The sequence below is a fragment of the Nocardia sp. NPDC050406 genome (assembly GCF_044459025.1).
Classification (GTDB): domain Bacteria; phylum Actinomycetota; class Actinomycetes; order Mycobacteriales; family Mycobacteriaceae; genus Nocardia.
In genome coordinates, this window is record NZ_JBITIM010000004.1 from 57,660 (window position 1) to 79,560 (window position 21,901).

At 67.0% G+C, this 21,901-nt stretch carries 16 protein-coding genes and 1 pseudogene; 3 read left to right on the plus strand and 14 right to left on the minus strand.

Annotation, left to right across the window (positions count from 1 at the left end; all coding sequences use genetic code 11):
* Positions 1–168: 168 nt before the first annotated feature.
* The 10 genes and pseudogenes from ACIBH2_RS29020 to glf form a co-directional block, all read right to left on the minus strand.
* Positions 169–1,971, minus strand: a pseudogene (locus ACIBH2_RS29020) (alpha/beta hydrolase-fold protein); the annotation flags it as partial.
* A 160-nt stretch (positions 1,972–2,131) separates the two neighbouring features.
* Entirely contained in the window at positions 2,132–3,172 is a 1,041-nt protein-coding gene (locus ACIBH2_RS29025; protein ID WP_397123198.1) for an alpha/beta hydrolase, read from the minus strand.
* A 256-nt stretch (positions 3,173–3,428) separates the two neighbouring features.
* On the minus strand, positions 3,429–4,406 hold the full coding sequence (locus ACIBH2_RS29030) for an alpha/beta hydrolase (RefSeq protein WP_397123200.1): 978 nt from the start codon (positions 4,404–4,406) through the stop codon (positions 3,429–3,431).
* 166 nt (positions 4,407–4,572) lie between these two features.
* On the minus strand, positions 4,573–5,613 hold the full coding sequence (locus tag ACIBH2_RS29035; RefSeq protein WP_397123202.1) for an alpha/beta hydrolase: 1,041 nt from the start codon (positions 5,611–5,613) through the stop codon (positions 4,573–4,575).
* Positions 5,614–5,908: 295 nt separating this feature from the next.
* Positions 5,909–6,964 (minus strand): alpha/beta hydrolase, encoded by a 1,056-nt coding sequence (locus ACIBH2_RS29040; protein ID WP_397123204.1) that lies wholly within the window; start codon positions 6,962–6,964, stop codon positions 5,909–5,911.
* Between the two features lie 280 nt (positions 6,965–7,244).
* Positions 7,245–9,269 carry a flagellar motor control protein ZomB gene (gene zomB / locus ACIBH2_RS29045; RefSeq protein WP_397123206.1) on the minus strand — a complete coding sequence of 675 codons (2,025 nt, stop codon included), beginning with the start codon at positions 9,267–9,269 and terminating at the stop codon, positions 7,245–7,247.
* Entirely contained in the window at positions 9,247–10,194 is a 948-nt protein-coding gene (locus ACIBH2_RS29050; protein WP_397123208.1) for a decaprenyl-phosphate phosphoribosyltransferase, read from the minus strand. The genes zomB and ACIBH2_RS29050 overlap by 23 nt, the downstream gene beginning before the upstream one ends.
* Positions 10,195–10,220: 26 nt before the next feature.
* Positions 10,221–10,712: a phosphatase PAP2 family protein gene (locus ACIBH2_RS29055; RefSeq protein ID WP_397124237.1), complete on the minus strand. Its 492-nt coding sequence runs from the start codon at positions 10,710–10,712 to the stop codon at positions 10,221–10,223.
* 119 nt (positions 10,713–10,831) lie between these two features.
* Complete coding sequence (locus tag ACIBH2_RS29060; RefSeq protein ID WP_397123210.1) at positions 10,832–12,763, minus strand: glycosyltransferase; 1,932 nt, start codon at positions 12,761–12,763, stop codon at positions 10,832–10,834.
* Positions 12,760–13,956, minus strand: coding sequence for a UDP-galactopyranose mutase (gene glf / locus ACIBH2_RS29065; RefSeq protein ID WP_397123213.1), 1,197 nt, complete (start codon positions 13,954–13,956; stop codon positions 12,760–12,762). Before glf ends, ACIBH2_RS29060 begins: the two co-directional genes overlap by 4 nt.
* Before the next feature lie 198 nt (positions 13,957–14,154).
* Here glf and ACIBH2_RS29070 point away from each other — a divergent pair, with 198 nt between their 5' ends.
* Positions 14,155–14,727: a Uma2 family endonuclease gene (locus ACIBH2_RS29070; protein WP_397123215.1), complete on the plus strand. Its 573-nt coding sequence runs from the start codon at positions 14,155–14,157 to the stop codon at positions 14,725–14,727.
* A gap of 122 nt (positions 14,728–14,849) precedes the next feature.
* On the opposite strand, the gene ACIBH2_RS29075 is transcribed toward ACIBH2_RS29070, so the two are convergent.
* The 3 genes from ACIBH2_RS29075 to ACIBH2_RS29085 all read right to left on the minus strand — a co-directional run bounded on the left by ACIBH2_RS29075 (position 14,850) and on the right by ACIBH2_RS29085 (position 17,313).
* Entirely contained in the window at positions 14,850–15,605 is a 756-nt protein-coding gene (locus ACIBH2_RS29075) for a MerR family transcriptional regulator (protein WP_397123217.1), read from the minus strand.
* A 91-nt stretch (positions 15,606–15,696) separates the two neighbouring features.
* Complete coding sequence (locus ACIBH2_RS29080) at positions 15,697–16,338, minus strand: NAD(P)-dependent oxidoreductase (RefSeq protein ID WP_397123219.1); 642 nt, start codon at positions 16,336–16,338, stop codon at positions 15,697–15,699.
* A gap of 45 nt (positions 16,339–16,383) precedes the next feature.
* Complete coding sequence (locus ACIBH2_RS29085) at positions 16,384–17,313, minus strand: EamA family transporter (RefSeq protein ID WP_397123221.1); 930 nt, start codon at positions 17,311–17,313, stop codon at positions 16,384–16,386.
* Between the two features lie 103 nt (positions 17,314–17,416).
* Between ACIBH2_RS29085 and ACIBH2_RS29090 the strand changes: the two genes are divergently transcribed.
* Positions 17,417–17,917, plus strand: a complete 501-nt coding sequence (locus ACIBH2_RS29090) for a MarR family winged helix-turn-helix transcriptional regulator (protein WP_397123223.1) — start codon at positions 17,417–17,419, stop codon at positions 17,915–17,917.
* A 29-nt stretch (positions 17,918–17,946) separates the two neighbouring features.
* On the opposite strand, the gene ACIBH2_RS29095 is transcribed toward ACIBH2_RS29090, so the two are convergent.
* Positions 17,947–19,260: a SpoIID/LytB domain-containing protein gene (locus ACIBH2_RS29095; RefSeq protein ID WP_397123225.1), complete on the minus strand. Its 1,314-nt coding sequence runs from the start codon at positions 19,258–19,260 to the stop codon at positions 17,947–17,949.
* Between the two features lie 376 nt (positions 19,261–19,636).
* Here ACIBH2_RS29095 and ACIBH2_RS29100 point away from each other — a divergent pair, with 376 nt between their 5' ends.
* A complete protein-coding gene (locus ACIBH2_RS29100) occupies positions 19,637–21,892 on the plus strand; it encodes an N-acetylmuramoyl-L-alanine amidase (RefSeq protein WP_397123227.1) in 2,256 nt (751 codons plus the stop codon).
* Positions 21,893–21,901: the final 9 nt, after the last annotated feature.

Here is a 21,901-nt window from a genome sequence, read left to right on the forward strand (position 1 = left end):
TACGGCCGGAGCCTGGGGCGCGGCGGCCGGAGGCTGCGGCGCGGCCGCCGGTGCCTGCGGCGTCGGCGTCTCGGCGGCGGCCGGATTCTGTTCCGGGCGAGCCGGATTCGCGGCTGGAGCCGGGGCGGGCGGTGCCGGTAGCGCGATGGGGCGGCCGTCGATGGTCACCACCGAGGCGCGGTCGTCCTTGACGATGACGGTGCCGCCCTGGAAGGTCTGCTGCGAGCCGCCGGGGATCTGCGTTTCGTCACCGGTCGGGAAGCCGAGCTGGCCGTTCTCGAAACCCAGTGCGCCCCAGGCGTCCATGACCGCGCCGTTGCGCACGCCCCACGCGCCCGAGAGTGGGCTCCAATAGATATTGCCGCCCTCGAACCGACTCATCCGCCCGAAGTCCTTCAGCCCCACCTCCCCCGAGGCAGGGAAGCCGAAAACGCTGTTCTCGAAACCGAGTTGGGCGTACTTGCCGAGAATCAGGCCCTGCACCAGGTGCGCGCCGGTCTTGGGGCTGAAGTACATGGGCCCGTGTTCGAAGCCCTGCACCACGCCGTCCTTGCTGGGGGTGGACTGTTCCAGACCGGTCGGGTAACCGGCCGGTCCGCCCTCGTAGCCCTGTCTGGCCCACTCGTCGAGAATCGCGCCGCGCACCGGCTGCGCGCCGGTCTGCGGCGTCCAGTAGATGAAGCCGTGCTGGAAGGGCTGGAAGCGTCCGCGCCCGTCCGGCAGCGCCGCCTCCCCGCCGGTCGGCAGGCCCAGCCCGCTGCCCGGTCCGGAGATCCCGTGGTAGCTGCCGCCGATCATGCCGCCCGTCGGCAGCGCGCCGGTGGCCTGCGAATAGAAGACCTGACCGCCCGAGAAGTCCTGTGCCACACCGCCAGCCACCGGATATTCGCCGGTCCGGCACGGCCCCAGCCAGTTGTTGGCCTGCACCACCGCGGCGATCGCGCCGCCGACCTGACAGTTGGTCGGGGTGCCGTCCACGCCCATGGCTGCGGCCGCCTGCGGCCACGACTGGCGCATCTCGAAATCCCAGTACGGCCAGGTGTGGGTGCCCGAAGCACGGTAGTTCACCTGCACCGGGACGGAGATCTTGTTCAGTTTCGCGACGAAGTTCTGCGTGGTCAGCCGCGACAGCACCTCCAGGCCCATCCCCGCGTAATTGGAGCTGATGCCCGGAATATCGGAGAGCGGATCGGTCGCGCCCGCCGTACCGCTGCCGCTGGAGACGTAGAGGCTGATGTCCTTCAGCTTGTCCGCCAGCTGGTACGGATCGTGTTCGGCCCACAGGGGACTCGACGGCGGCCCGAACATGGCCTCGGAATCGAATCCGCCCGCATCGCGCATGGCGAAATTCACCGCCTGCGGCATACCGAGCGTGGTGAGGGTCAGGAAGCCGGAGTAGGAGGCGGCGTGGCGCACCCAGCCGGGATTGCGCGCGGCCAGGAACATGGCCGCCGTGCCGCCCATCGAAAGACCTTCCACGCCACGCACATTCGTGGCCCGCCACTGGCCCTCCAGCAGCGGTGGGAGTTCCTTGGTCAGGAAGGTCTCCCATTTGTAGTTGCGTCCGTTGTTGGGTTGCAGCCAGTCGGCGTAGAAGCTGGACTGGCCGCCCACCGGCAGCACCACGGTGACGTTCTTGTCGGCGAAGAACTCGTCGGCGCTGGCGTCTTTGGTCCAGCCGTTCTCCTCGTCGGTGGCGCGCAGGCCGTCGAGCATGAACAGCACCGGGAATTTGGCGTCGGGCTTGGTATTCCAGTCCCGCGCCAGCAACAGCTGCACCTGTACCGCCTCGCCCATGGCGGGCGAGAACACCCACAGCGCCACCCGGCGGTCGCTCAACCACACCGCGCGCTGCACGGTCGCGGGAGCGCCCATCGCGGCCTGGGGTTCGGCCGCGGCCGGGGTCACGACGGTGAGTCCCGCCGTCAATGGCAGCAGCGCGGCGGCGGTGCATGCCGCCCACCGCCTCACCCGCTTCGCCCCACCATTAACACCAGCCACAAAAGTGTTTCTACCGCTATTCGGAGGAATCACCAGGGAGACGCGCGGGACAAGCCTCGGGAAAACAGCGACGCCGGTAGGTTTCCGCAGAAACCTACCGGCGTCGGCTACGAATCTATTGATTCGGGGATCAGGCGTTCAGCGCGCGCAGGATGTCGGGGCGCGCGTTGGCCAGCTGATCGTGCCAGTACTTCCAGGTGTGGGTACCGGTGGCCGGGAAGTCGAAGCGCGCTCCGATGCCCAGCTGGCCCAGGCGGGCCTGGAAGGCGCGGGTGTTCACCAGCGACAGCGCCTCGAGGACGATGGCGTTACCGGTATTGAACACGCCCACAGCGGAATTCGGGCGGTCGTACTGACCCGGCAGGGCGGAACCGGCCGAGATGTACATCGGCAGATCCTTCAGCTGCGGCGCGAAGACGAAGGGGTCCATGCGCAGCCACTGCGGGCTCCACGGCGCGGCCATGGAGTCGACGTTGAAGCGGCCCGCGTCCAGCATGGCGAGGCGGATGGCCTCACGCATACCCGGCGCGGAGATGTTCAGGTAGCCCGAGAACGCCGAGGCGTGCTTGAACATGTCCCGGTGGTAGGCGGCCAGCATGAGCGCGGCCGAGCCACCCATGGACAGACCGGCGACCGCGTTGTTGGTCTTCGAAACACCGTATCCGGCAAGGAACTCGGGGAGCTCCTTGGTCAGGAAGGTCTCCCACTTGTAGGTGTACTTCTGACCGTTGGTGTTCGACGGCGAGTACCAGTCCTGGTAGAAGCTGGACTGGCCGCCGACCGGCATCACGATGGTGACATTGTCGTTGGCGAACATATCGGGCGCGCCGCCCTCGTCCGCATTGGCCCAGGCATTGCGGTCGTCGCGAGCGCGCATGCCGTCGAGGAGATAGAGGGCGGCATTGCCACCCTGGCTCGCCCACTGCACCTGGACCTTGATCGGACCCATACCGGACGGCACCATCAGTTCTTCGAAACCACCCGCGGGCGCGCGCAAAACCGGTCCGTGAACGGGGGCGGCGGAGGCGAGGGTCGGGGCAACCACGCCAGCGGCGACCGGCAGGGCAAGCGCGGCCGCACCAGCGGCAACCATCCGCTTGGCCCAACCACGGGAAGCGCCCCGCCGTCCCGACTCGACTCCCACCCGCGCGGCGGTCCTGCCGAAACGCATGAATACTGCTCTCTTTCTGCTGTTGTGGCCGGTGCGCTCGAGCCGTTCTCCGCGGATCCCGACTCTCCACTTCGAACGGCGGCGCTACCACGATGTGGTCACACTTGCGCTCGCTGGACGATATTCGACCGGGAATGCCTTAGCAAGGCCGAGGCAATCACGTGGCCGAAATCCGCCCTCGCGGTGACCGTAATCGTGCGGTGACCTTATCGCGCTTTGCGCGACATGTCGCGCCCGGACCGGAAAAACCTTACGGCTAACCGATGTTCGCGCTCAGATCCGGCAACATCTTGAACACCTGATCCTGCCAGTAGAACCAGTTGTGGATACCGTCGCCGGTGTAGTCGAAGTGCGCGTTGTGCGGACCGAGACTGTCGAGTCGGGCCTGGAAGGCGCGGGTATTGGCGAGCGCTATGGTCTCCAGCCCCATGGCATTGGTGATGTGGAAGGCGTCGATGGGCTGGCGGACCTGATCCCGCAAACCGGGCAGTCCGTTTCCGCACGATATCCACAGCCGAGTTCCGTTGGCGCGCAACATGGGTGCGAATACGAAAGGATCGTTGCGCAGCCACAATTGACTCCACGGCGGACCCCACATGGAGTCGATGTTGTAACCGCCCGCATCCAACATGGCCGCACGCAGGCCCTCCTTCATACCGGGCGCGGAAATATTCAAATAACCGGAATACGATGCGGCATAACGGAACTGGTCGGGATGGTAAGCGGCCAGCACCAGGGCCGCGCTACCGCCCATGGACAGGCCGAATACCCCGTTGCCGCGCGGACTGAAGCCCAACCGGTCGGCCAGCGCGTTGCGCAGATCCCGCGTCAGAAAGGTTTCCCAGGCGTACGGCTTCTGCTGTCCATTGGTATTGCTGGCGGCCACCCAATCGCTGTAGAAGCTGGACTGGCCGCCGATCGGCATCACCACATTGATGTTCCACGCGGTCAGCACGCGCTCCACATCGGTGTCGATCTCCCAGCCGGACAGGTCGTTTCGCGCGCGCAGACCGTCGAGGGCGTAGACCACCCGCTGGGTGTTGCCGTCGGCGGCGCGGAAGACGCGGGACTTGATCGGACCCATACTCGAATCGACCCAGAAGTCGAATCCGGCCGGATCGAAGGAGGCCGAGGCCGGTGCGCCGCCCCCTCCTATCGCCGCTACCAGCGGCAATGTCACCGCGCACACCACGGCAGCCACTGTGGCACGTACCGAAGAACGCTTGGACCGCATTCGATTTCGCCTTCCGCCGATCTCCGTTGACCGCCACCGAAACGCATAGGCCGTGCTGTTATGGACTTTCTCTATAGGCGTTTTCCGCAACCGCACCGACATCGAAACACCCCTGGATGCGGAATCGTGATATGCGTCCAGGGGTGTTGACGGGTTCGACAGCTAATCAGCCGATATTGGCCGACAGATCCGGAATCATCCGATAGGCCTCGTCCTGCCAGTTGGTCCACGCGTGCAGGCCGACGTTCGGGAACGAATACACCACGTTCTGCGCGCCCAGCGACATCATGCGCACCTGGAAGGCCCGAGTGTTGGCCAGTGCGAGCGCCTCCAGCGGTCCGCCCTTGACGAGGCGATCCGCCGCCGCCCCGAACGGGATCTGGAGGTCCTGCTGCATGGGCAGGCCGCTGCCCGCCGCGATCCACAGCCTGGTGTTGTTCGCGATGAGCGTCGGCGCGAAGACGAACGGGTCCATGTGCAGCCACTGCGGGCCCCAGGGCGGAGCCATGGAGTCCACGTTGTAGCCGCCCGCGTCGATCATGGCCGCGCGGATCGCCTCGCGCATACCCGGCGCGGAGATGTTCAGATAGCCCGAGAACGACCCGGCGAAGCTGAACTGGTCGGGGTGGTAGTTGGCGTACACCAGGGCCGCGCTGCCGCCCATCGACAATCCGAACACGCCATTGCGATAGGGGTTGAAGCCCAACCGATCCCGTAGCGCCCAGCGCAGCTGGTTGGTCAGGAAGGTCTCCCACTCGTAGCGGTAGCTCTTGCCGGGCCCGGCCATGAACATCTCGGTGACACCCGAGCCGGTGGCCGAACCCGCCGACCCCGGCGGCACACCGAAGAAGTCGCTGGGCGCGTTCCAGTCGGCATAGAAGCTGGACTGGCCGCCGACCGGCATGACCACATTGATGTTGTTGGCGGTGAGCACCTGGGCGACATTGGTCTCGATCTCCCAGCCGTTGAGCGTCTCGGGAGCGCGCATACCGTCGAGTGCGTAGACGACCCGGTTGGTATTGCCGTCGGCCGCGCGGAAGACGCGGGACTTGATCGGACCCATGACCGGGGAGTCGACCCAGAAGTCGAAGCCGGAGGGATCGAAGGCCGCGGCGGCTGGTGGGGCCAGCGGTGCGGCAATCCCGAGTGGCAGGAGTAGCGCCGCGGCTATCCCCAGCACCGATCGCTTCAACCTGGTACCACGCATCGACCTCGTCCTCCGTCCGAGCAGTCATCCGGAGCAGATACCCCGGATGTTGTTCCGAGCAGTTCTCACGAGCTGATTCGAGCTGTATTCCGGAGCGTCGCGACGCCCCGAATTGATCTTCGGTACCACACGAGTATCGGACGTCCGACCGAACTTGTTGCGGTTGTCGGCCACGGCGAGTCCAATTAGTGACCTGACAGCAAACGGCCCCGCGACGCCGTGATGGCGACTGCGGGGCCGTTCGAATTGCCTTCTAGCTCAGCCTATTCGGATCAGCTATCGACAAAGGTGGCTATCAGCCGATGTTGTTGGACATGTCCGGAATCATCCGGTAAACCTGGTCCGCCCAGTTCTTCCAGTTGTGGATGCCCAGGGCCGGGAAGTCGTAGTTCACATTGTTGGCGCCCAGGCTGGCCATGCGCACCTGGAAGGCGCGGGTGTTGACCAGGGCCAGGGCCTCCAGGCCCATACCGTTCAGGGTGGAGAAGGCCACCGGGTCGCCATTGGGCAGACCGCTACCGGCGGAGATCCACAGGCGGGTGTTGTTGGCCTTCAGACGCGGCGCGAAGACGAACGGGTCCATGCGCAGCCACTGCGGGCCCCACGGCGGCGCCATGGCGTCCACGTTGTAGCCACCGGCGTCGACCATGGCCACGCGAATGGCCTCACGCATACCGGGCGCGGAGATGTTCAGGTAGCCGGAGAACGAACCGGCGAAGCTGAACTGGTCCGGGTGGTAGGCGGCCAGGGTCAGCGCGCCGGAACCGCCCATGGACAGGCCGAACACGCCATTGCGGTACGGGCTGAAGCCCAGTCGATCCCGCAGCGCGTTGCGCAGGTCCTGGGTGATGAAGGTTTCCCACTTGTAGGTGTAGCTCTTGCCCGGGCCGCCCGCGGCCAGCTGCAGCGCGCCCGAGCCCGAGGCGGAGCCCGAGTTCGAGCCGCCCGAGGAACCGGCGGGCAGGCCGAAGATGGTGCTCGGCGCGTTCCAGTCCGCGTAGAAGCTGGACTGGCCGCCGACCGGCATGACCACATTGATGTTGGCGGCGGTCAGACCGCGCGCGACATCGGTGTCGATCTCCCAGCCGCTGAGGTCCTCCCGGGCGCGCATGCCGTCGAGGGCGTACACGACCCGGTTGGTGTTGCCGTCGGCCGCGCGGAAGACGCGGGATTTGATCGGGCCCATGCTGGAGTCGACCCAGAAGTCGAATCCGGCAGGGTCGAAGGCGGCGTTGGCGGTACCGGCGCCCGCCACCGACACCCCGAACGGCAGCAACATCGCCAGAGCAACACCCACTACCGATTTCTTGAACCAGCCGCGGGATCTCTGACGTCTTTCCACGCCTCGCATGTTTTTGTCCGGCCTTTCGTCAGTGCCAGCCGGAACTTTCCCTGCCGAAATCCGGCGGCATCGTGGTGGTGCGACGGCCGCCGCGCGCATATGGGCATGCGGCCGCGGCCATACATCTCGAGGAGCCTATCGCGATGACACCGCCTGGGCGTTACCAAACCGAGATAAGTGTGGGGAGAAGCACGGTTTGCCCGAAAAGAGGCGTGTCATCAGCGACGACACGCCCAGAATAGGCATACCCCCTCCGGTGACCACCGGAGGGGGTATGTCGTCTGGCGACTCAGCGCGGCGCGGGCGGCGGTGTCGTCGGGTCCACCAGGTTGCACCGCTGGATCTCGTACTTCGGCACCCGGTCGATGCGGTAGCTCGCGAAGTCCAGCGCATTGCGCAGGTTGTGCCGGAAGCGCTCGAAGGTGAGCGGATCGCGCGAAGAGATCAGCAGCGCCTGCGTTTCCGGGCAGGACAGCGCGGTGCGCGCCTGCTTCACCCACTTCTCGTCCAGATACCAGGGCATCCACGGCTTCTGGTCGACCATGCCGGTATCGACGATCACCCAGTCCGGGTAGAGGCTCTTGTCGTGGCCGATGCGGCCGTCGACGAGCCGGTCGGTGTGCGCGGCGAGCGGATAGGCCAGGCCCATCTGATCGATGACGCGCACGTCCAGCGGCACGTTCATGCTGGTCATACCGAGGTTCAGGAAGAACACGGTATGTCCGGCCCCGCCCTCCGGGATGGGCAGCGGCGGCGGCGCGATGTACCAGAACATGAACGAGGGCGAGTTCAGCAGCAGGCCGCCGTTGGGGCTCTCGGTGATGTCCTTGACCATGGCCCGCATGCGCGGGTAGTCGAGGTAGTCCTCGGCGCGAATGGGGTGGTCGTGGCCGGTCTGCAGCACGTAGTAGATGCGCTCGTCCACGATGCCCGTCGAGCTGATGGTCGTGCCCGACTTGATGGCCGTGGTGTTGCAGGCGAACACCGCCCAGCCGAGGGTGCCGACCCACGCGGCGACAATCGCCACGAAGGACCAGTCGACCCGCCGGAAAGCGGTCTCGCCCATCGGGTTCCGCCGCGGCAACCGCACCGGCACCACCATGACCGGCAGCAGCAGCGCGAACAGCTGCGGCAGCAGCATGCGACCGTGCATGAAGTCGCCGCCGACGCGGATCTCGTAGACGACGAGCAGCAGGCCGGTGCCGATCATGAGCGCCACGACGGCCGCGGGGGTGCGCAGCCAGACGCGGAAACCACTCAGCCGACCGCGCGCGGACCCGTCCGGCGTCGCGGTCGAATCCGCCTCCGCCACAGGGCGTCCCGGCGAACCGTCGGCCCGGTACTGCCGCCACGCGACGACGCCGATCGACCCGAGCAGCGCCAGCGGCACCAGCAACCAGTACGGCCCCACCAGATTCCACAGGTAGACCATGCCCTGGCCCCATTTGGCCCCGCCCGCGTCCTTGGCGACCGCGGTATTGGGGTAGGGCAGGCCGTAGTAGCCCATCCGCCAGATCTGGTAGCCCACCGGAACGAGGCCCGCGACCGTCACGATGATCGCGCGCAGCACGAGCGGCTTCAGTCGGGTCCTCGGCAGCGGCGCGCAGAAGATCATGAGCAGCGCCAGCGCGCCGACCAGCGCCATCTCCGGGCGGATGAGCGGCGCCAGACCGGCGGTGAACACCAGCCCGAAAAGGCTTGCCAGCCGGATCTTCTCGGCCTGGCTCCAGCGAATCATCCACCACCACAACAGCGCCAGCCAGAAGATGACCAGGCTGGACTCCAGTCCGGAGGTGGCGTAGTCGCGGGCCGGGGGCACCGCGATGTAGACCAGCGCACCGGCGGGCAACAGGAGCGCGGAAGTCGTTCCGCCCCACAGTCGCGCCGCGCCGAGCATGGCGAAGACGATCGCGCCCACCGACAGCGTCAGCGCGATGGAGAGCACCACGTACTCGAGTCGCGCCTGGGTGAGCCAGCTGAAGAACCAGACGATGTAGGTCCAGGCCGTACTGGTGTTCGCCTCGACGCGTTCCCCCGCGTTGAAGACCGGGCCGTTGCCCGCCAGCAGGTTTCGCACCGTGCGCAGCACGATCAGACCGTCGTCGGCGATCCAGCGCCGCTGCCAACCGCCGACCGCGAACAGTGTCGCGGTCAGCGCGATCCCACCGACGAATGTGGCGCGGGATAGTCGCGTGAAGCCGCGCGCCGAGTCACCGGCGCGACGCGCCAACCCGACCGGCAAGGCCTGCGTCGGGTTGACCACTTCCTCCTGCTCCTGTCCCGCTACCACATCAGGTGAGATAGACAGCGACACCTACCGCTCCGATCAAGGCGATTGCGAGGAACTGGAGGACACGGTCCCCCAGGGCGATCTCTTCGGGCTCACCGGCTTCACCGCCGTCGACATCCACCGCGTAGCGCAGCACCGCGATGGTGAAGGGGATCATCGAGATGGCGAACCACTCGGTGTCCTTGGCGCGACCCTGTTCGAACGCCCACAGACCGTAGAACACCACCACCGCGGTGGCCGAGATGGTCCAGACGAAACGCAGGTAGGTCGGCGTGTAGTACTGCAGCGACTTGCGGATCTTCGCGCCGGTGTCGAGCGCGATCTTCAGTTCGGCATAACGCTTTCCGGCCGCCATGAACAGCGAGCCGAAGGCCATGATGAGCAGGAACCACTGCGACAGGTCGATACCGGCCGCCGCGCCACCGGCCACCGCGCGCAGCAGGAAGCCGGAGGAGACGATGCAGATGTCGAGCACGGCCTGATGTTTGAGGCCGAAGCAGTAGGCCAGCTGGATACCGATGTAGACGGCCATGACCAGGGCCAGGTTCCAGTTGGCGACGAACGAGAGCAGGATCGAGCTCAGCAGCAGCAGCGCGGACAGGGCGTAGGCCAGATTCACCGGCACCACCCCGGCGGCGATGGGCCGGTAGCGCTTGGTCGGGTGCGCGCGGTCGGCCTCCACGTCCAGCGCGTCGTTGATCAGGTAGATGCCCGAGGCCGCGAGACAGAACACCACGAAGGCGATGCCGACGTGCCAGATGACCGACCAGTCGCCGATCACCAGGTCACCGGAGGCGGTCTTGCCAGCGGCCAATGGCGCGGCCAGGACCAGCACGTTCTTGACCCACTGACGCGGGCGCGCGGCCTTGACGAGGCCCCCGGCCAGCGTCTTGGGCGGACCCTTGATGACCGCCTCGGCTAGGTCGGTGCTGGTCGGCTCTTCGCTCATATCAACGCTGGCTCTTTCCTGTGTGGTCACTTGGCGAGTCTCTTTTCGGCGGCAAGCACTACGGCAGCTGATGCCGCCCCCAATGCCGAACCGGCGAGCACGTCCGATGGGTAGTGGACTCCGAGAACGACCCGGGACAACAGCATCGGCGGGACGAGCACCGCAGGCAAGGGTAGCCCGGTGAGCCTACCGAGCAACACAGCCGCCGCCGTGGTGGATGTCGCGTGCGAGGACGGGAAGCTGAGCTTGCTCGGCGTCGACACGTTGACCTGCACCGACGGATCGTTCGGGCGCGGGCGGCGGACGATGCGCTTGATCACGACCGAGGCCGCGTGCGAGCCGAACGCGCCGACGGCCACCCCCGCCCACTGGCGGCGGCGCTTCTTGTCGACCAGCGCACCGGCCGCGCCGATGGCCATCCAGCCCAGGGCGTGCTCGCCGAAGTGCGACATGCCGCGGGCCGCCTTGATGACGCCCGGGGTGCCGATGCGGTTCTGCACCTCGCTGATGATCGCCACCTCGGTGGGCGAGGCGGGCTCGCCGCAGCAGCCGCCGCCACAGCAGCCCTGCTCGGGATTCTCCTCGGCGGTGACGATGGGCAGTTCGCGGTCGGTACCGAAGGCGTCGGGGGCGGCGCTCACTTGGTTTCTCCTGAATCGATGCCGAAGACGTTCTCCCAGGCGGAGGTGCTGGTCAGCCACGGATGCGCCTTCCGGTACTCCTCGCGCACCCGCGGGAAGCGCTCGGCGAGTTCCTTGCGCAGGCGCATGGCCTCCTTGAACAGCGCGAGGGCCTGGCGCGGATCGCGCTTGCGGTAGACCACGCCGCGGCCGTCGGCGGTGGTGACGGTGACGCCGTCCACCTGCGACAGCAGGAACCAGCGCGCGTCCAGGGTGGGGACATTGAGCTGCGGGGTGTCGTGGTGCTGCGGCTTGGCCTTGCGGAAGTTGTGCAGCACGCCCTTGCCGAGCCGGGCCACCTTGGCGATGGGATTGCCCGGTTCGCCGACCGCGCCCACATCGGCGCGGCTGGCCATGGGCAGCTCCGTCGAGGACGGCAGCACGACCGCGTCCGGGAACTGCTTGCGCATGGCGTGCACCTTGCCGAGTGCGGTCGGCAGCAGTTCGAACAGGTGCTCCGGGCCCGCCAGGTAGTCGCGAATCGCCTGGTTCTGGATGGCGACGGTCGAATACTCCAGGCAGAGCAGGTGTTTCAGCGTCGCCTTGACGGTGTTGACGACCATGGGCCGTCCGTCGTTGGGCAGGTGCAGCGAGGCGACGACCAGGCGGTTGCGCAGGTGGAAGTAGGCCTGCCAGTCGATGGCGTCGTCCTTGTCGCTCCACGCCATGTGCCAGACGGCCGCACCGGGCAGGGTGACGGTCGGATATCCGGCTTGCCGTGCGCGCAAACCGTATTCGACGTCGTCCCACTTGAGGAACAGCGGCAGCGGCTGCCCGATCTCCTCGGCCACGCGGCGCGGGATGACACAGGTCCACCAGCCGTTGAAGTCGACGTCGATACGCCGGTGCAGCAGTTTGGAATTGTCGCGGTCGCGCAGCGGGTACTTCGAGAAGTCGTGGTCGTACTCGACATTCGGGGCCGCGGTCCACATGAAGATGGACCGGTCCACCACCTCGCCCATGGTGTGCAGGTGCGAGCGCTCCTGCAGGTTGAGCATCTGGCCGCCGGTGAGGATCGGCGATTTGGCGAAGCGCGAGAAGGCCAGGGCGCGCAGAATGCAGTCCGGCTCGATCTCGATATCGTCGTCCATGTAGACGATGTACTCGGCGTCGGTGGTCTTGAGCGCCTCGTACATGACCCGGCTGTAACCGCCCGAGCCACCCAGGTTGGGCTGGTCGTGGAAGGCCAGACGATCACCCAAAGGCGCTGCGGCCTCGGCGAATCCGGGTTCGTCCACCACCTTGCGGGTGCCCTGGTCGGGAATGATGACGGCCTTGATCTTGTCCAGCACCAGCGGGTCCGAGCCGAGGGCCGCAATGGTTTTCACCGCGTCGGTGGGCCGGTTGAAGGTGGGCATGCCGACGGCGATGCTGCCGACGCCCGGAGCCTCCATGGGCGCATACCAACCGCCGCTGCGCAATTCGACCGCGGTATCGGTGGTGATGTCGAACCAGATCCAGCCGCCGTCCTCGAACGGGGCCAGCTCCACCTCGAACTCCACGACGGTGTTCAGCGCACCGCCCGGCGCGCTGAACTCGTTGCCCTGCACGTGGATTCGTGAGCCGTCGGCCTTGGAGCGGTAGACGTCCACGCGGCCGTGGCCGGACAGGTCCAGCCGCAGCACCACCGATTTCAGGATCGACCAGCGCCGCCAGTAGCTGGCGGGCACGGCATTGAAGTAGGTGCAGAACGACACCTCGGACTCCGCGCCGATGGACAGCGAGGTGCGCGTCGGCGCGTGCGCGCGGCGGGCATTGGTCTCGGATTCCTCGAGGTACAGCGTGCGCACGTCCAGGGGTTCGCCCGGACGGGGCAGGATGATGCGCTGCAGCAGCGAGATCGCTCGGGTGTCGGTGGTCATCTCTTCCAACATCACTTGGGCGGTCATTCGGCGGTGTCCACCAAGGGGGCTCCGGATTCCAGGTGCGGGCGCAGCACATTGTCGAACATGCTCAGCGCGCTGCCGATGGCCATGTGCATGTCGAGGTACTGGTAGGTGCCCAGACGGCCGCCGAAGAGCACCTTGGCGTCGGCGGTTTCCTTCTTGGCGCGCTCCCGGTAGGCCAGCACCTTGGCGCGGTCCTCCGGGGTGTTGATCGGGTAGTACGGCTCGTCGCCGGTCTGGGCGAAGCGCGAGTACTCGCGCATGATGACCGTCTTGTCGGTCGGGTAGTCGCGCTCGGGGTGGAAGTGGCGCGGCTCGATGATGCGGGTGAAGGGCACGTCCGCGTCGTTGTAGTTCATGACCGAAGTGCCCTGGTAGTCACCGGTTTCCAGGTGTTCGGTCTCGAAATCGATGGTGCGCCAGCCGAGTTCGCCCTCGGCGTAGTCGAAGTAGCGGTCCAGCGGGCCGGTGTAGATGACCGGGGCGTCGGGATTCTGGGCGCGAATCTCGTCGCGCACCTCGAACCAGTCGGTGTCCAGGCGCACCTCGATGAGATCGGATTCCGCCATCTTCGCCAGCCACGCGGTGTAGCCGTGCTTGGGCAGACCCTCGTAGGTGTCGTTGAAGTAGCGGTTGTCGAAGGTGTAGCGCACCGGCAGGCGGGTGATATTGCCCGCGGGCAATTCCTTGGGATCGGTCTGCCACTGCTTGGCGGTGTAATCGCGGACGAAGGCCTCGTAGAGCGGACGGCCGATCAGCGAGATGGCCTTTTCCTCGAGATTGCCCGCGTCCTTGGTGTCGATTTCGGCGGACTGTTCGGCAATGAGCGCCTTGGCCTCGTCGGGGGTGAAATAGCGCCCGAAGAATTGCGAGATGAGGCCCAGTCCCATCGGGAACTGGTACGCCTGGCCCTTGTGCATCGCGAAGACGCGGTGCTGGTAGTTGGTGAACTCGGTGAACTGGTTCACGTAATCCCACACCCGCTTGTTCGAGGTGTGGAACAGGTGGGCTCCGTACTTGTGGATTTCGATACCCGTTTCGGGATCCGCCTCCGAGTACGCGTTGCCGCCGAGGTGATAGCGGCGCTCGACCACCAGAACCCGCTTGCCCAGCAGGTTGGCGGTGCGTTCCGCGATGGTCAGTCCGAAGAAGCCGGAGCCGACAATGACGAGATCGAAGGGGGATGCGACGGTCACGGGAGCCCAGCGTATCGGAAGTGCGGGGGATGGCTGGGTGGAGTCGCCGACTGGGGCATCGGCCGCCTTCGATCAGCAGGTCAGCGATTTCCGGCACAGCGTGGCGAACGCCCGCGTCCACCGCGCCTGGTTGCCCAGGCTGCGCGATAATGCGGAAAGCACCATCGCGCAGACATAGGCTGAGGTAGAACTTGGGAGGTGACGGTGATAGCAGAGCCGCATCAGATCGTGACCGCGCCCGGCGGGCTGACCGTAGCCGATCTGCGCGCCGGTTACGACCCTGGATTCCGCTTCGAGCTCGAGGACGGTGTAGCCGTGATGATGGCTGCGGCCACGTTGTGGCACAACCGGGTACTCCGGCGCTTGGCCGTCGCGATGGAAACCCATTGCCCGGCACACTTGTCGGTCGAGGTGGAACAAGCGATCGAAATCACCGATGATTTTGCGCCCGTACCCGACATCGTGGTCGTCGACCGCGCTGCCGCGCTGCCGGAGGAGAATGTCCTGCCGAAATCGGCGATTACCTTGGCGGTAGAGATCGTGTCCCCGAGCACTCGGCGCAAGGATCGTATGATCCGGCCGATGGACTATGCCAGGGCTGGAATTCCGTATTTCTGGCGAATCGAGCCCGAGGACTTCGAACCCGTCGCCTACACCTTCCGGTTGGACGATTCGACTGGTCAGTACTTACCGACTGATGTACATCGCAAGCTGCTGGAAACCAGCGAACCATTCGAGATGCGAATCGAACTCATCGGTTTGGGCGGCTGACCAGGCGGCAAATCGTACCCACTGTCGACATACCCCTCGAACGAAGCGCCCCTCCAGCATTGCTGGAGGGGCGCTTCGTTCGTCTCCGCTCGGACGAGCGGAACCACCTGTGGCGCTGTCGATTACAGCCGGGCCTCGGCGAACACCTTCATGGCGTCGCGGACGTACTCGGCCGTGCCTTCACCGTGCTTGTCGTAGTTGACGGCGAATCGCGGGTCGGCGACGTACATTTCACCGAGGCCGAGGAAGTACTCCTTGGCGACGGTCTTCTGTGTGATGCCGAGCCAGTCGTAGTGCCGCTGGACGATGGCCTGCACCTCGTCGCTGTCCACGGGGGTTCCGGCCGCGTGCGCCCGGCCGTAGTCGGCGGCGATATCGAGGTGGGTCTGCATGAACGCCTTCTTGTCGGCGTCGCTGAGGGATTTCCACCAGCGGTCGCCCTGCTCGTAGGCGTCCTTGCCCCACCGCTCGATGACCTCGTCCTTGTACTGGGTGTGGTCGAATCCGTCGAATACTTCGTCTGCCATGAGTGGCTCACCTGCTTCCGTTTTGCGCAATGTTGTGTGCACCGAAGCGATCTGGCGTGCGAGCCGGTCCTGTTCCTGGCGGAGCAGTTCCAGATGCGTGCGCAGGGCGGCGGCCGGATCCTGTTCTCCCGCGAGCACTTCGGCGATGACCGGTAGGCCGAGGCCGAGTTCGCGCAGCAGCAGAATGCGTTGCAGCCGTACGAGGGAGCCCTGGTCGTAATAGCGGTAACCGTTGGCCCCGATCCGGCTGGGCGGCAGCAGGCCGAGTTGGCCGTAGTGCCGCAGGGTGCGGCTGGTGGTGCCCGCCGCCTTGGCCAGATCCTGGATGGACCATTCGGTTGACGCGCTCACGTCCCTTCCTCCTCGTTCACTTCGACGGAATCCAGCATGCAAGTTGACGCTACGTCAAGGTCAAGCCTGTTTCGAGTATGCGCCGCGTCACTCAGTACCCGGCGGTGAAGCGGGTCCGGTGGTGCTTCGGATTCTCGGCCTCGTCCACCAGGGCGACGGCCAGATCCTCCATGGAGATGGCGGAGTTGCCGTCGGCGTCGGCGAGCAGCTCATCGGTGCCGAGGCGGAAGTCGCCGGTGCGCTCGCCGGGCTCGAGCAGCGCCGCCGGGCTCAGGTAGGTCCAGTTCACCGGGCCGTCCTGGGCCGCGCGGAAGACGTCGAGCTGGCGGTTGCACGCGTCGGCGATCGGCAACAGTTCGGCAGGGAAGTCGGGCTGTTCGCTGAGGATCTTGCCGGTGCCAGGCACGATCAGGCTGCCCGCGCCGCCGACCACCAGCAGTCGAATATCGCTGTGCGACAGTCCTTCCAGCAGTGCGGCCGCGACCTCGGCGAGTTCGTGCTCGCGGCCTACGACGGGGCGGGTCGCGCTGATGACGACATCGCTACCGACGGCGGTCTCGGCGATCTGCGCCGGATCGCTGGCGTCCGCGCCGCGAATCTCGACCTCGGCGGGCAGCGCGCCCAGCCGTTCGGGATTACGGGCGACGGCGCGCACCGTGTGCCCGCGCCGCAGCGCTTCCTCGACGACTCGGCTGCCGACGCCGCCGGTGGCTCCGAAAACGGTGATGTGCATGATCTTTCGAATCCTTCGTGGTGAATGCGGGTGTGCGGTGATCGATCAGCGAGCCGGAACCGGGACCGGAACCGGCTCGGCGAGTTGGGTTGTGGGCTTGGGCGCGGCCGCCAGTTGGCCGAGCAGGGTGCCGCCCAGGGCGATGACGATGCCGAGCCACTGGATCACGCCCAGCGACTGACCGAGGGCGATCCAGCCGATGACGGCGGCCGAGAGCGGGCTGAGCAGGCCGAGCAGCGACGCCGAGCTGGTGGGCAGCTTGGCCAGGCCGCGGAACCACAGTCCGTAGGCGGCGGCGGTGCCGAGCAGGCCGAGGTAGAGGTAGCCGCCGATGGCGGTGGCGTCCAGGGCGGGCGGTGCGCCTTCGATCAGCAGGGCCAAGGGCAGCAGCACGATACCGCCCGCGGTCAGCTGCCAGCCCGTCATGCCCAGGGGCCCAACGCCTTCCGGGCGTCCCCACTTCTTGGTGAGCACGATGCCCGCGCCCATGGAGGCGGCGCCGAGCAGTCCGGCGACGATGCCGACGGTGTCGAGGACGGCGGTGGACTTCAGGACCACCAGCGCGACGCCGAACAGGCCGATCAGACCCGCCGCGACCTTGCGCACCGTGGGCTTCTCGTTGAGCAACAGCGCCGCCAGGCCGAGCGCGAACATGGGCTGCGCCGAGCCGAGCACCGCGGCCACACCGCCGGGCAGCCGGTAGGCGGCCAGGAACAGCAGCGGGAAGAACGCGCCGATGTTCAGGACGCCGAGAACCCCTGCCTTCCACAGCCATTCGCCGCGCGGCAGGGCCCGGGTCGCGGCCAACAGCAGCAGTCCGGCGGGCAGGGCGCGCATGAGGGCGGTGAACATCGGACGGTCCGGCGGCAGGTATTCGGTGGTGACGAAGTAGGTGGAGCCCCACACCAGGGGTGCCACGGCGGTCAGGGCGAGCGTCCCGGTGTACGAGGCGGCTCCGGCGCGGGCGGTGGTCATTTTTCGCTCCTCATTGATAATCTCAACGTTGAAATAAAACCACTGAGATACCTCAGCGTCAAGTATCTTCACGTTGAGATTATTTCCGTTGAGAGGAGTGCCCATGGCCGACGCTGTCGACCTGATCACGACGGCGTGGCGCGAAGTCCGCCCCGACGTGGATGTCGCGCCCATGGAGGTGATCGCCCGCATCACCCGGCTGGGCCAGGTGTTGGATCGCGAGCTCGGCGACTTCTTCCGCGGCCACGGCATGGAGTTCTGGGAGTTCGACGTGCTCGCCACCCTGCGACGCTCCGGCGGCGAGGAAGGGCTGTCCGCGGGCGCGCTCAACAAGGCGGCCATGCGCACCTCGGGCGCGATCACCAACCGCATCGACCGGCTGGCGGCCAAGGATCTGGTCGTCCGCGTCCCGGATCCGGTGGATCGCCGGTCCATCCGGGTACAGCTCACCGACAAGGGGCGCGCCCTGGTGGACGAGCTGCTACCGCTGCATCTCGCCAATGAACGGCGACTGCTCGCCGCGCTGCCGGAACATGATCGGATTCAGCTCAGGGACCTGTTGCGCGGCCTCGCCGAATCGCTCGGCGACACCTCGCTCACCTGAGTTCAGGCGTATTCGGTTGCGGGTAGGGCCTATTCGGCCGGGACGGACTCGGAGAACGGAACGGATTCGTCGGAGACGGTGGGACCCGGCACATCCGAGACCGTGGCCCCGGGGACGGGCGCATTGCTGGCTGGCGCGCCCGGACCGGTCGCACTGGGCACCGTCGCACCCGAGCCCGTGGCACCCTGCCCCGTCGCGCTCGGCAGTCCATTCTGGCCGCTCGGTGCGGTCCGCTGGGGATACTGCGCGGGCGGCGGGGTCGGGGTGGAGGCCGTGCTCGGGGCCATGGTGCCGGGCGCTCCGGCCTGCACCGGCGTGGCGACCTGGCCCGGTTCGTTGATCATCAGATCGATGAGGTCCATGACCACGGCGGGGATCTGGCTCGCCGGATCGGTGCCGTCGGTGGGGAGTTCTTCCGGCACGTCGGTGGAAGGCATTGGCCCCGGGGCCAATTCGGCCGGGGTCGGACCCACCTCGAGGGTCTGGATATCGATGGCCGAACCGCCGTCGGGCGCGGCCGAGTACTCGCTGCGCAGAATCCGACCGTCGCGCAACAGCACCTGGCCGGAGGAGGCCAGCACCGCCGCGGTGGTGCGTTCGTCCTCCTTGTCGGTGCCCGTATAAGCCTGGCAGTCGGTGGTGTCGCAGGTCTGGGCGTAGTCGTAGCGCTGTTCGGCCAGGGCGTAGGAGCGCGCCGCGATCGCTTGTGCGCGAAGGGCTTCCGCGCCGCCCTGATCGGCCCAGTTGGGCTGCATCTCGGAGGGCACCACGCCGCGCAGGTAGTCGTCCACGTCGACGTCGTTCACGGTGCGCGCGGCCTCGCCCTCGAGCGCGACGCCGAGCGCGCCGCGATAGGCGCTGCCGCCGCAGAGGGTGAGATGCTCCTCGGCCGGTCGGTCCGGGCCGAGTTCGACCGGATAGACCCAGGGGTCGTCGGTCGAGCCCTCCCAGAGCACTTCGCCGTCGCAATTGCTGGTGATCACCACATCGGCCCCGGTCGGGGTGGCGGTGAGATGGGCGGCCTGGCCCGCGATGACGCGGCGGCCCGCCACGAAGAGTCCGGCCTCGGAGAAGACGTCGAGGGTGCTGTCGTCCTGGGCCATGAGCCGCACGCGGACATTGGTCGGCCCGATGCTGCCCAGCTCGGCGCCCGGATAGTAGTGCGCCAGAATCCGTTCGGCGTTCCAGCCCTCCTGCGACTGGTTGTACGCGCCGTGCTGGCTGAGTCCGCGGCCGTGGCCGTACGGACCGGCCGCGGCCTGCGTGCGCGGGCCGTCGCCGGAGGTGTCCGGCCAGGCCCAGAGCACGAGGGCGGTGCCGCCGGTCACGGCGGCGGTGGCCACGCAGAGACTGATGGTTCTGCGCCGTCTCCGTTGCTGTAGCAGGTACCCGTTCGGCATGTCATACCCGTTCTGTTGGCTTCCGAGGCTACATTCGAGCTACCGCTTGGTAATCCTCAACTACAGATTTAGGGCTTGTGACAGTTGGGACTAGTGTGATCGTTGATTCGTCAGGAATCAACCCCCGTTGCCGGGTGACGATCGACGGTTCTATCTGGAATGGGAGATTCACGTGCCGTACCGCAAACCGAAACGCTCATTTGTCCTCCCGGTTGTCACCCTTCTAGCGGTTACAGCTCCGGTGGGTGTACTCGCGCTGAGCGACACGCCGACATACCGGAACACCGATGAAAGCAAACTCGCGGCTATACCGGCCACCATGGCGGAGACAGCACTGAACAACGCACCCGACGTGGTGCTGCCGCTGCGTGACATCACCGGCCTGCCGCTACCGGACTTACGCCTGTCCGACCTGCGGCTGCTACCGCTACCGGCGTCGATCAAGATCCCTCCGGACCTACCGCTACCACCCGGTGTGCGACTACCCGAGGAGATTCCACTACCTCGGCTGGAGAAGCCCGCCGCCGAACCCCAGGGACCCTTCACCGCTGCGCCCGGATTCATCGCCGACCCCGGTTCGACGGAGTCCCAGAGCGCACCGCAATCCCCCGCCCCGAGCGCGCCGAGTGTCGGAAACGACGCCGCGCCCACCGATCCGGGCAACCAAAAGCCTTCAGTCCCCGCCGAATCCACGCCTGGCGTGAACACTCCACCGGCCCCCGGCGGCGCTGGACCCGAAACCCCCTCCGCGAATGCCCCTGGGCCGCACACCGATCCAGAGACCGGCCTCGAAACCCACGCTCCCGCACAGCCTGCCGCGCCGGTGATCGGCGGCGACCCCAACCGCCCCGCGCTCGCGCCCGGCGTGGTGCCCAACGATCTGGTCGACAAGGTCGGCGCGCAGGTCAAGGAGATCACCCGCGACACGCCTTTCAGCATGGTGGCGCTCACCGCCAAGCAGCTGGCGGGCACCACGGCCATGATCCGCGCCAAGCGCGCCGACGGCAGTTGGGGCGAGTGGTTCACGGCCGAGCCGGTGGACACGACCGCCAAAGACGGTGTGCCGGACGCGAAGACGGGCACCGAGCCGATCTATGTGGGCAATACCAAAGCGGTGCAGATCCTGCTGACGCGCAAGGCCGCGGCGGGCACACCGGAGCAGGTCACGGCCGGAGCCGAGGGCGCGCCACGCGCGCCGGGAGCACCCGCCGAGGGCGTGCCCGCGGTTCCGGCGCAACCCGCCGAGGGTGTGCCCGCGCCCCGCCAACCCGCCGTGAGCCCGGTCCCGCGCACCGATGCCGCCGCCGACCCCGCGCAGATCGGCCTGGAGGCGCTCTCCGCCGTCCTCATCGATCCGGGTCGCGGGGCCATCGACGCCACGCTCTCCGAGGTCGCCGCCCCGCTGCCGGGCGGCGGGCCGAAGGTGATCAGCCGCGCGCAGTGGGGCGCGGACGAGTCGATGCGCTGCGAGGATCCGACCTACGACAAGGACGGCGTCGCCGGAATCACGGTGCACCACACCGCGGGTCGCAACGACTACTCCAAATCGGAGTCGGCGGGCATCGTGCGCGCCATCTACGCGTATCACGCGAAAACGTTGGGCTGGTGCGATATCGGCTACAACGCCCTGGTCGACAAGTACGGGCAGATCTTCGAGGGCCGCGCGGGCGGACTCGACAAGCCGGTGCAGGGCGCGCACGCGGGCGGGTTCAACGAGAACACCTCCGGCGTGGCGTTCATGGGCAATCACGAGGAGGAGGCCCCGAGCGAGGCGGCCGTCCAGGCCATGGGCGATTTCGTCGGCTGGCGCGCCAAGATCGCCTCGCTCGATCCCGAGGGTTCCACCACCATGATCTCCGAGGGCAGCGAGTACACCCGCTACGCCCTGAACGAGTCGGTGAAACTGCCCATCGTGTTCGCGCACCGCGACGTCGGCAACACCTCCTGCCCCGGCGACGCCGCCTACGACCTCATGGACCGCATTCGCGGCATCGCCGCCGGTGCCACCGGCCAGGTGTCGAGCCCGCAGTCACCCCCGCGCTCGCGCACCGAACAGCGCTCGGACCCCCAGCAATCACTGGACCCGCAGACCGAAGCCGACCTGGCGACCCTGGCCGACCTCACCGGCAAGCTGCTGACCATGCTCGACAAGAGCCCCGTGGCCCGGCACTGGAACGAGCAGGGCGGTGCGACGGGACCCCTGGGCGCCCCCATCTCCGAACCCCGCCCCACCCTCGACGGCGGCCAATACGCCCAGTTCACCAATGGCCTTGTCTACGCCACCCCCAACGGGCAGATCTTCCAGATGGCCGGAAAGATCCTGGAGCGCTTCATCCAACTGGGCGCGTTCACCGGCCTGCTCGGCATGCCCAAGGGCAACGAATACCCCGTAACCGACGGCGTCCGCACCGACTTCCAATACGGCTCACTCATCTTCAACAAGGTCACCAATATCGTGACCACCATCCTCGACAACTACGGCACCACACAAACCCCAGCGGGCTCCCCCATCCCCGAACCCCTCACCCCGCTCCCAGCGGCAGACCCGATCCCCTCCCCACTGCCAGCGCCGTAACGAGAGTTG

Excerpts from the sequence above, each read along its gene's own strand:
- ACIBH2_RS29080 (WP_397123219.1), bottom strand. The coding sequence starts at position 16,338 with ATGCACATCACCGTTTTCGGAGCCACCGGCGGCGTCGGCAGCCGAGTC.
- ACIBH2_RS29040 (WP_397123204.1), bottom strand. The coding sequence starts at position 6,964 with ATGCGAGGCGTGGAAAGACGTCAGAGATCCCGCGGCTGGTTCAAGAAA.
- ACIBH2_RS29060 (WP_397123210.1), bottom strand. The coding sequence starts at position 12,763 with ATGACCGCCCAAGTGATGTTGGAAGAGATGACCACCGACACCCGAGCG.
- ACIBH2_RS29025 (WP_397123198.1), bottom strand. The coding sequence starts at position 3,172 with ATGCGTTTCGGCAGGACCGCCGCGCGGGTGGGAGTCGAGTCGGGACGG.
- ACIBH2_RS29050 (WP_397123208.1), bottom strand. The coding sequence starts at position 10,194 with ATGAGCGAAGAGCCGACCAGCACCGACCTAGCCGAGGCGGTCATCAAG.
- ACIBH2_RS29100 (WP_397123227.1), top strand. The coding sequence starts at position 19,637 with ATGGCGGAGACAGCACTGAACAACGCACCCGACGTGGTGCTGCCGCTG.
- ACIBH2_RS29085 (WP_397123221.1), bottom strand. The coding sequence starts at position 17,313 with ATGACCACCGCCCGCGCCGGAGCCGCCTCGTACACCGGGACGCTCGCC.
- ACIBH2_RS29030 (WP_397123200.1), bottom strand. The coding sequence starts at position 4,406 with ATGCGGTCCAAGCGTTCTTCGGTACGTGCCACAGTGGCTGCCGTGGTG.
- ACIBH2_RS29090 (WP_397123223.1), top strand. The coding sequence starts at position 17,417 with ATGGCCGACGCTGTCGACCTGATCACGACGGCGTGGCGCGAAGTCCGC.
- ACIBH2_RS29035 (WP_397123202.1), bottom strand. The coding sequence starts at position 5,613 with ATGCGTGGTACCAGGTTGAAGCGATCGGTGCTGGGGATAGCCGCGGCG.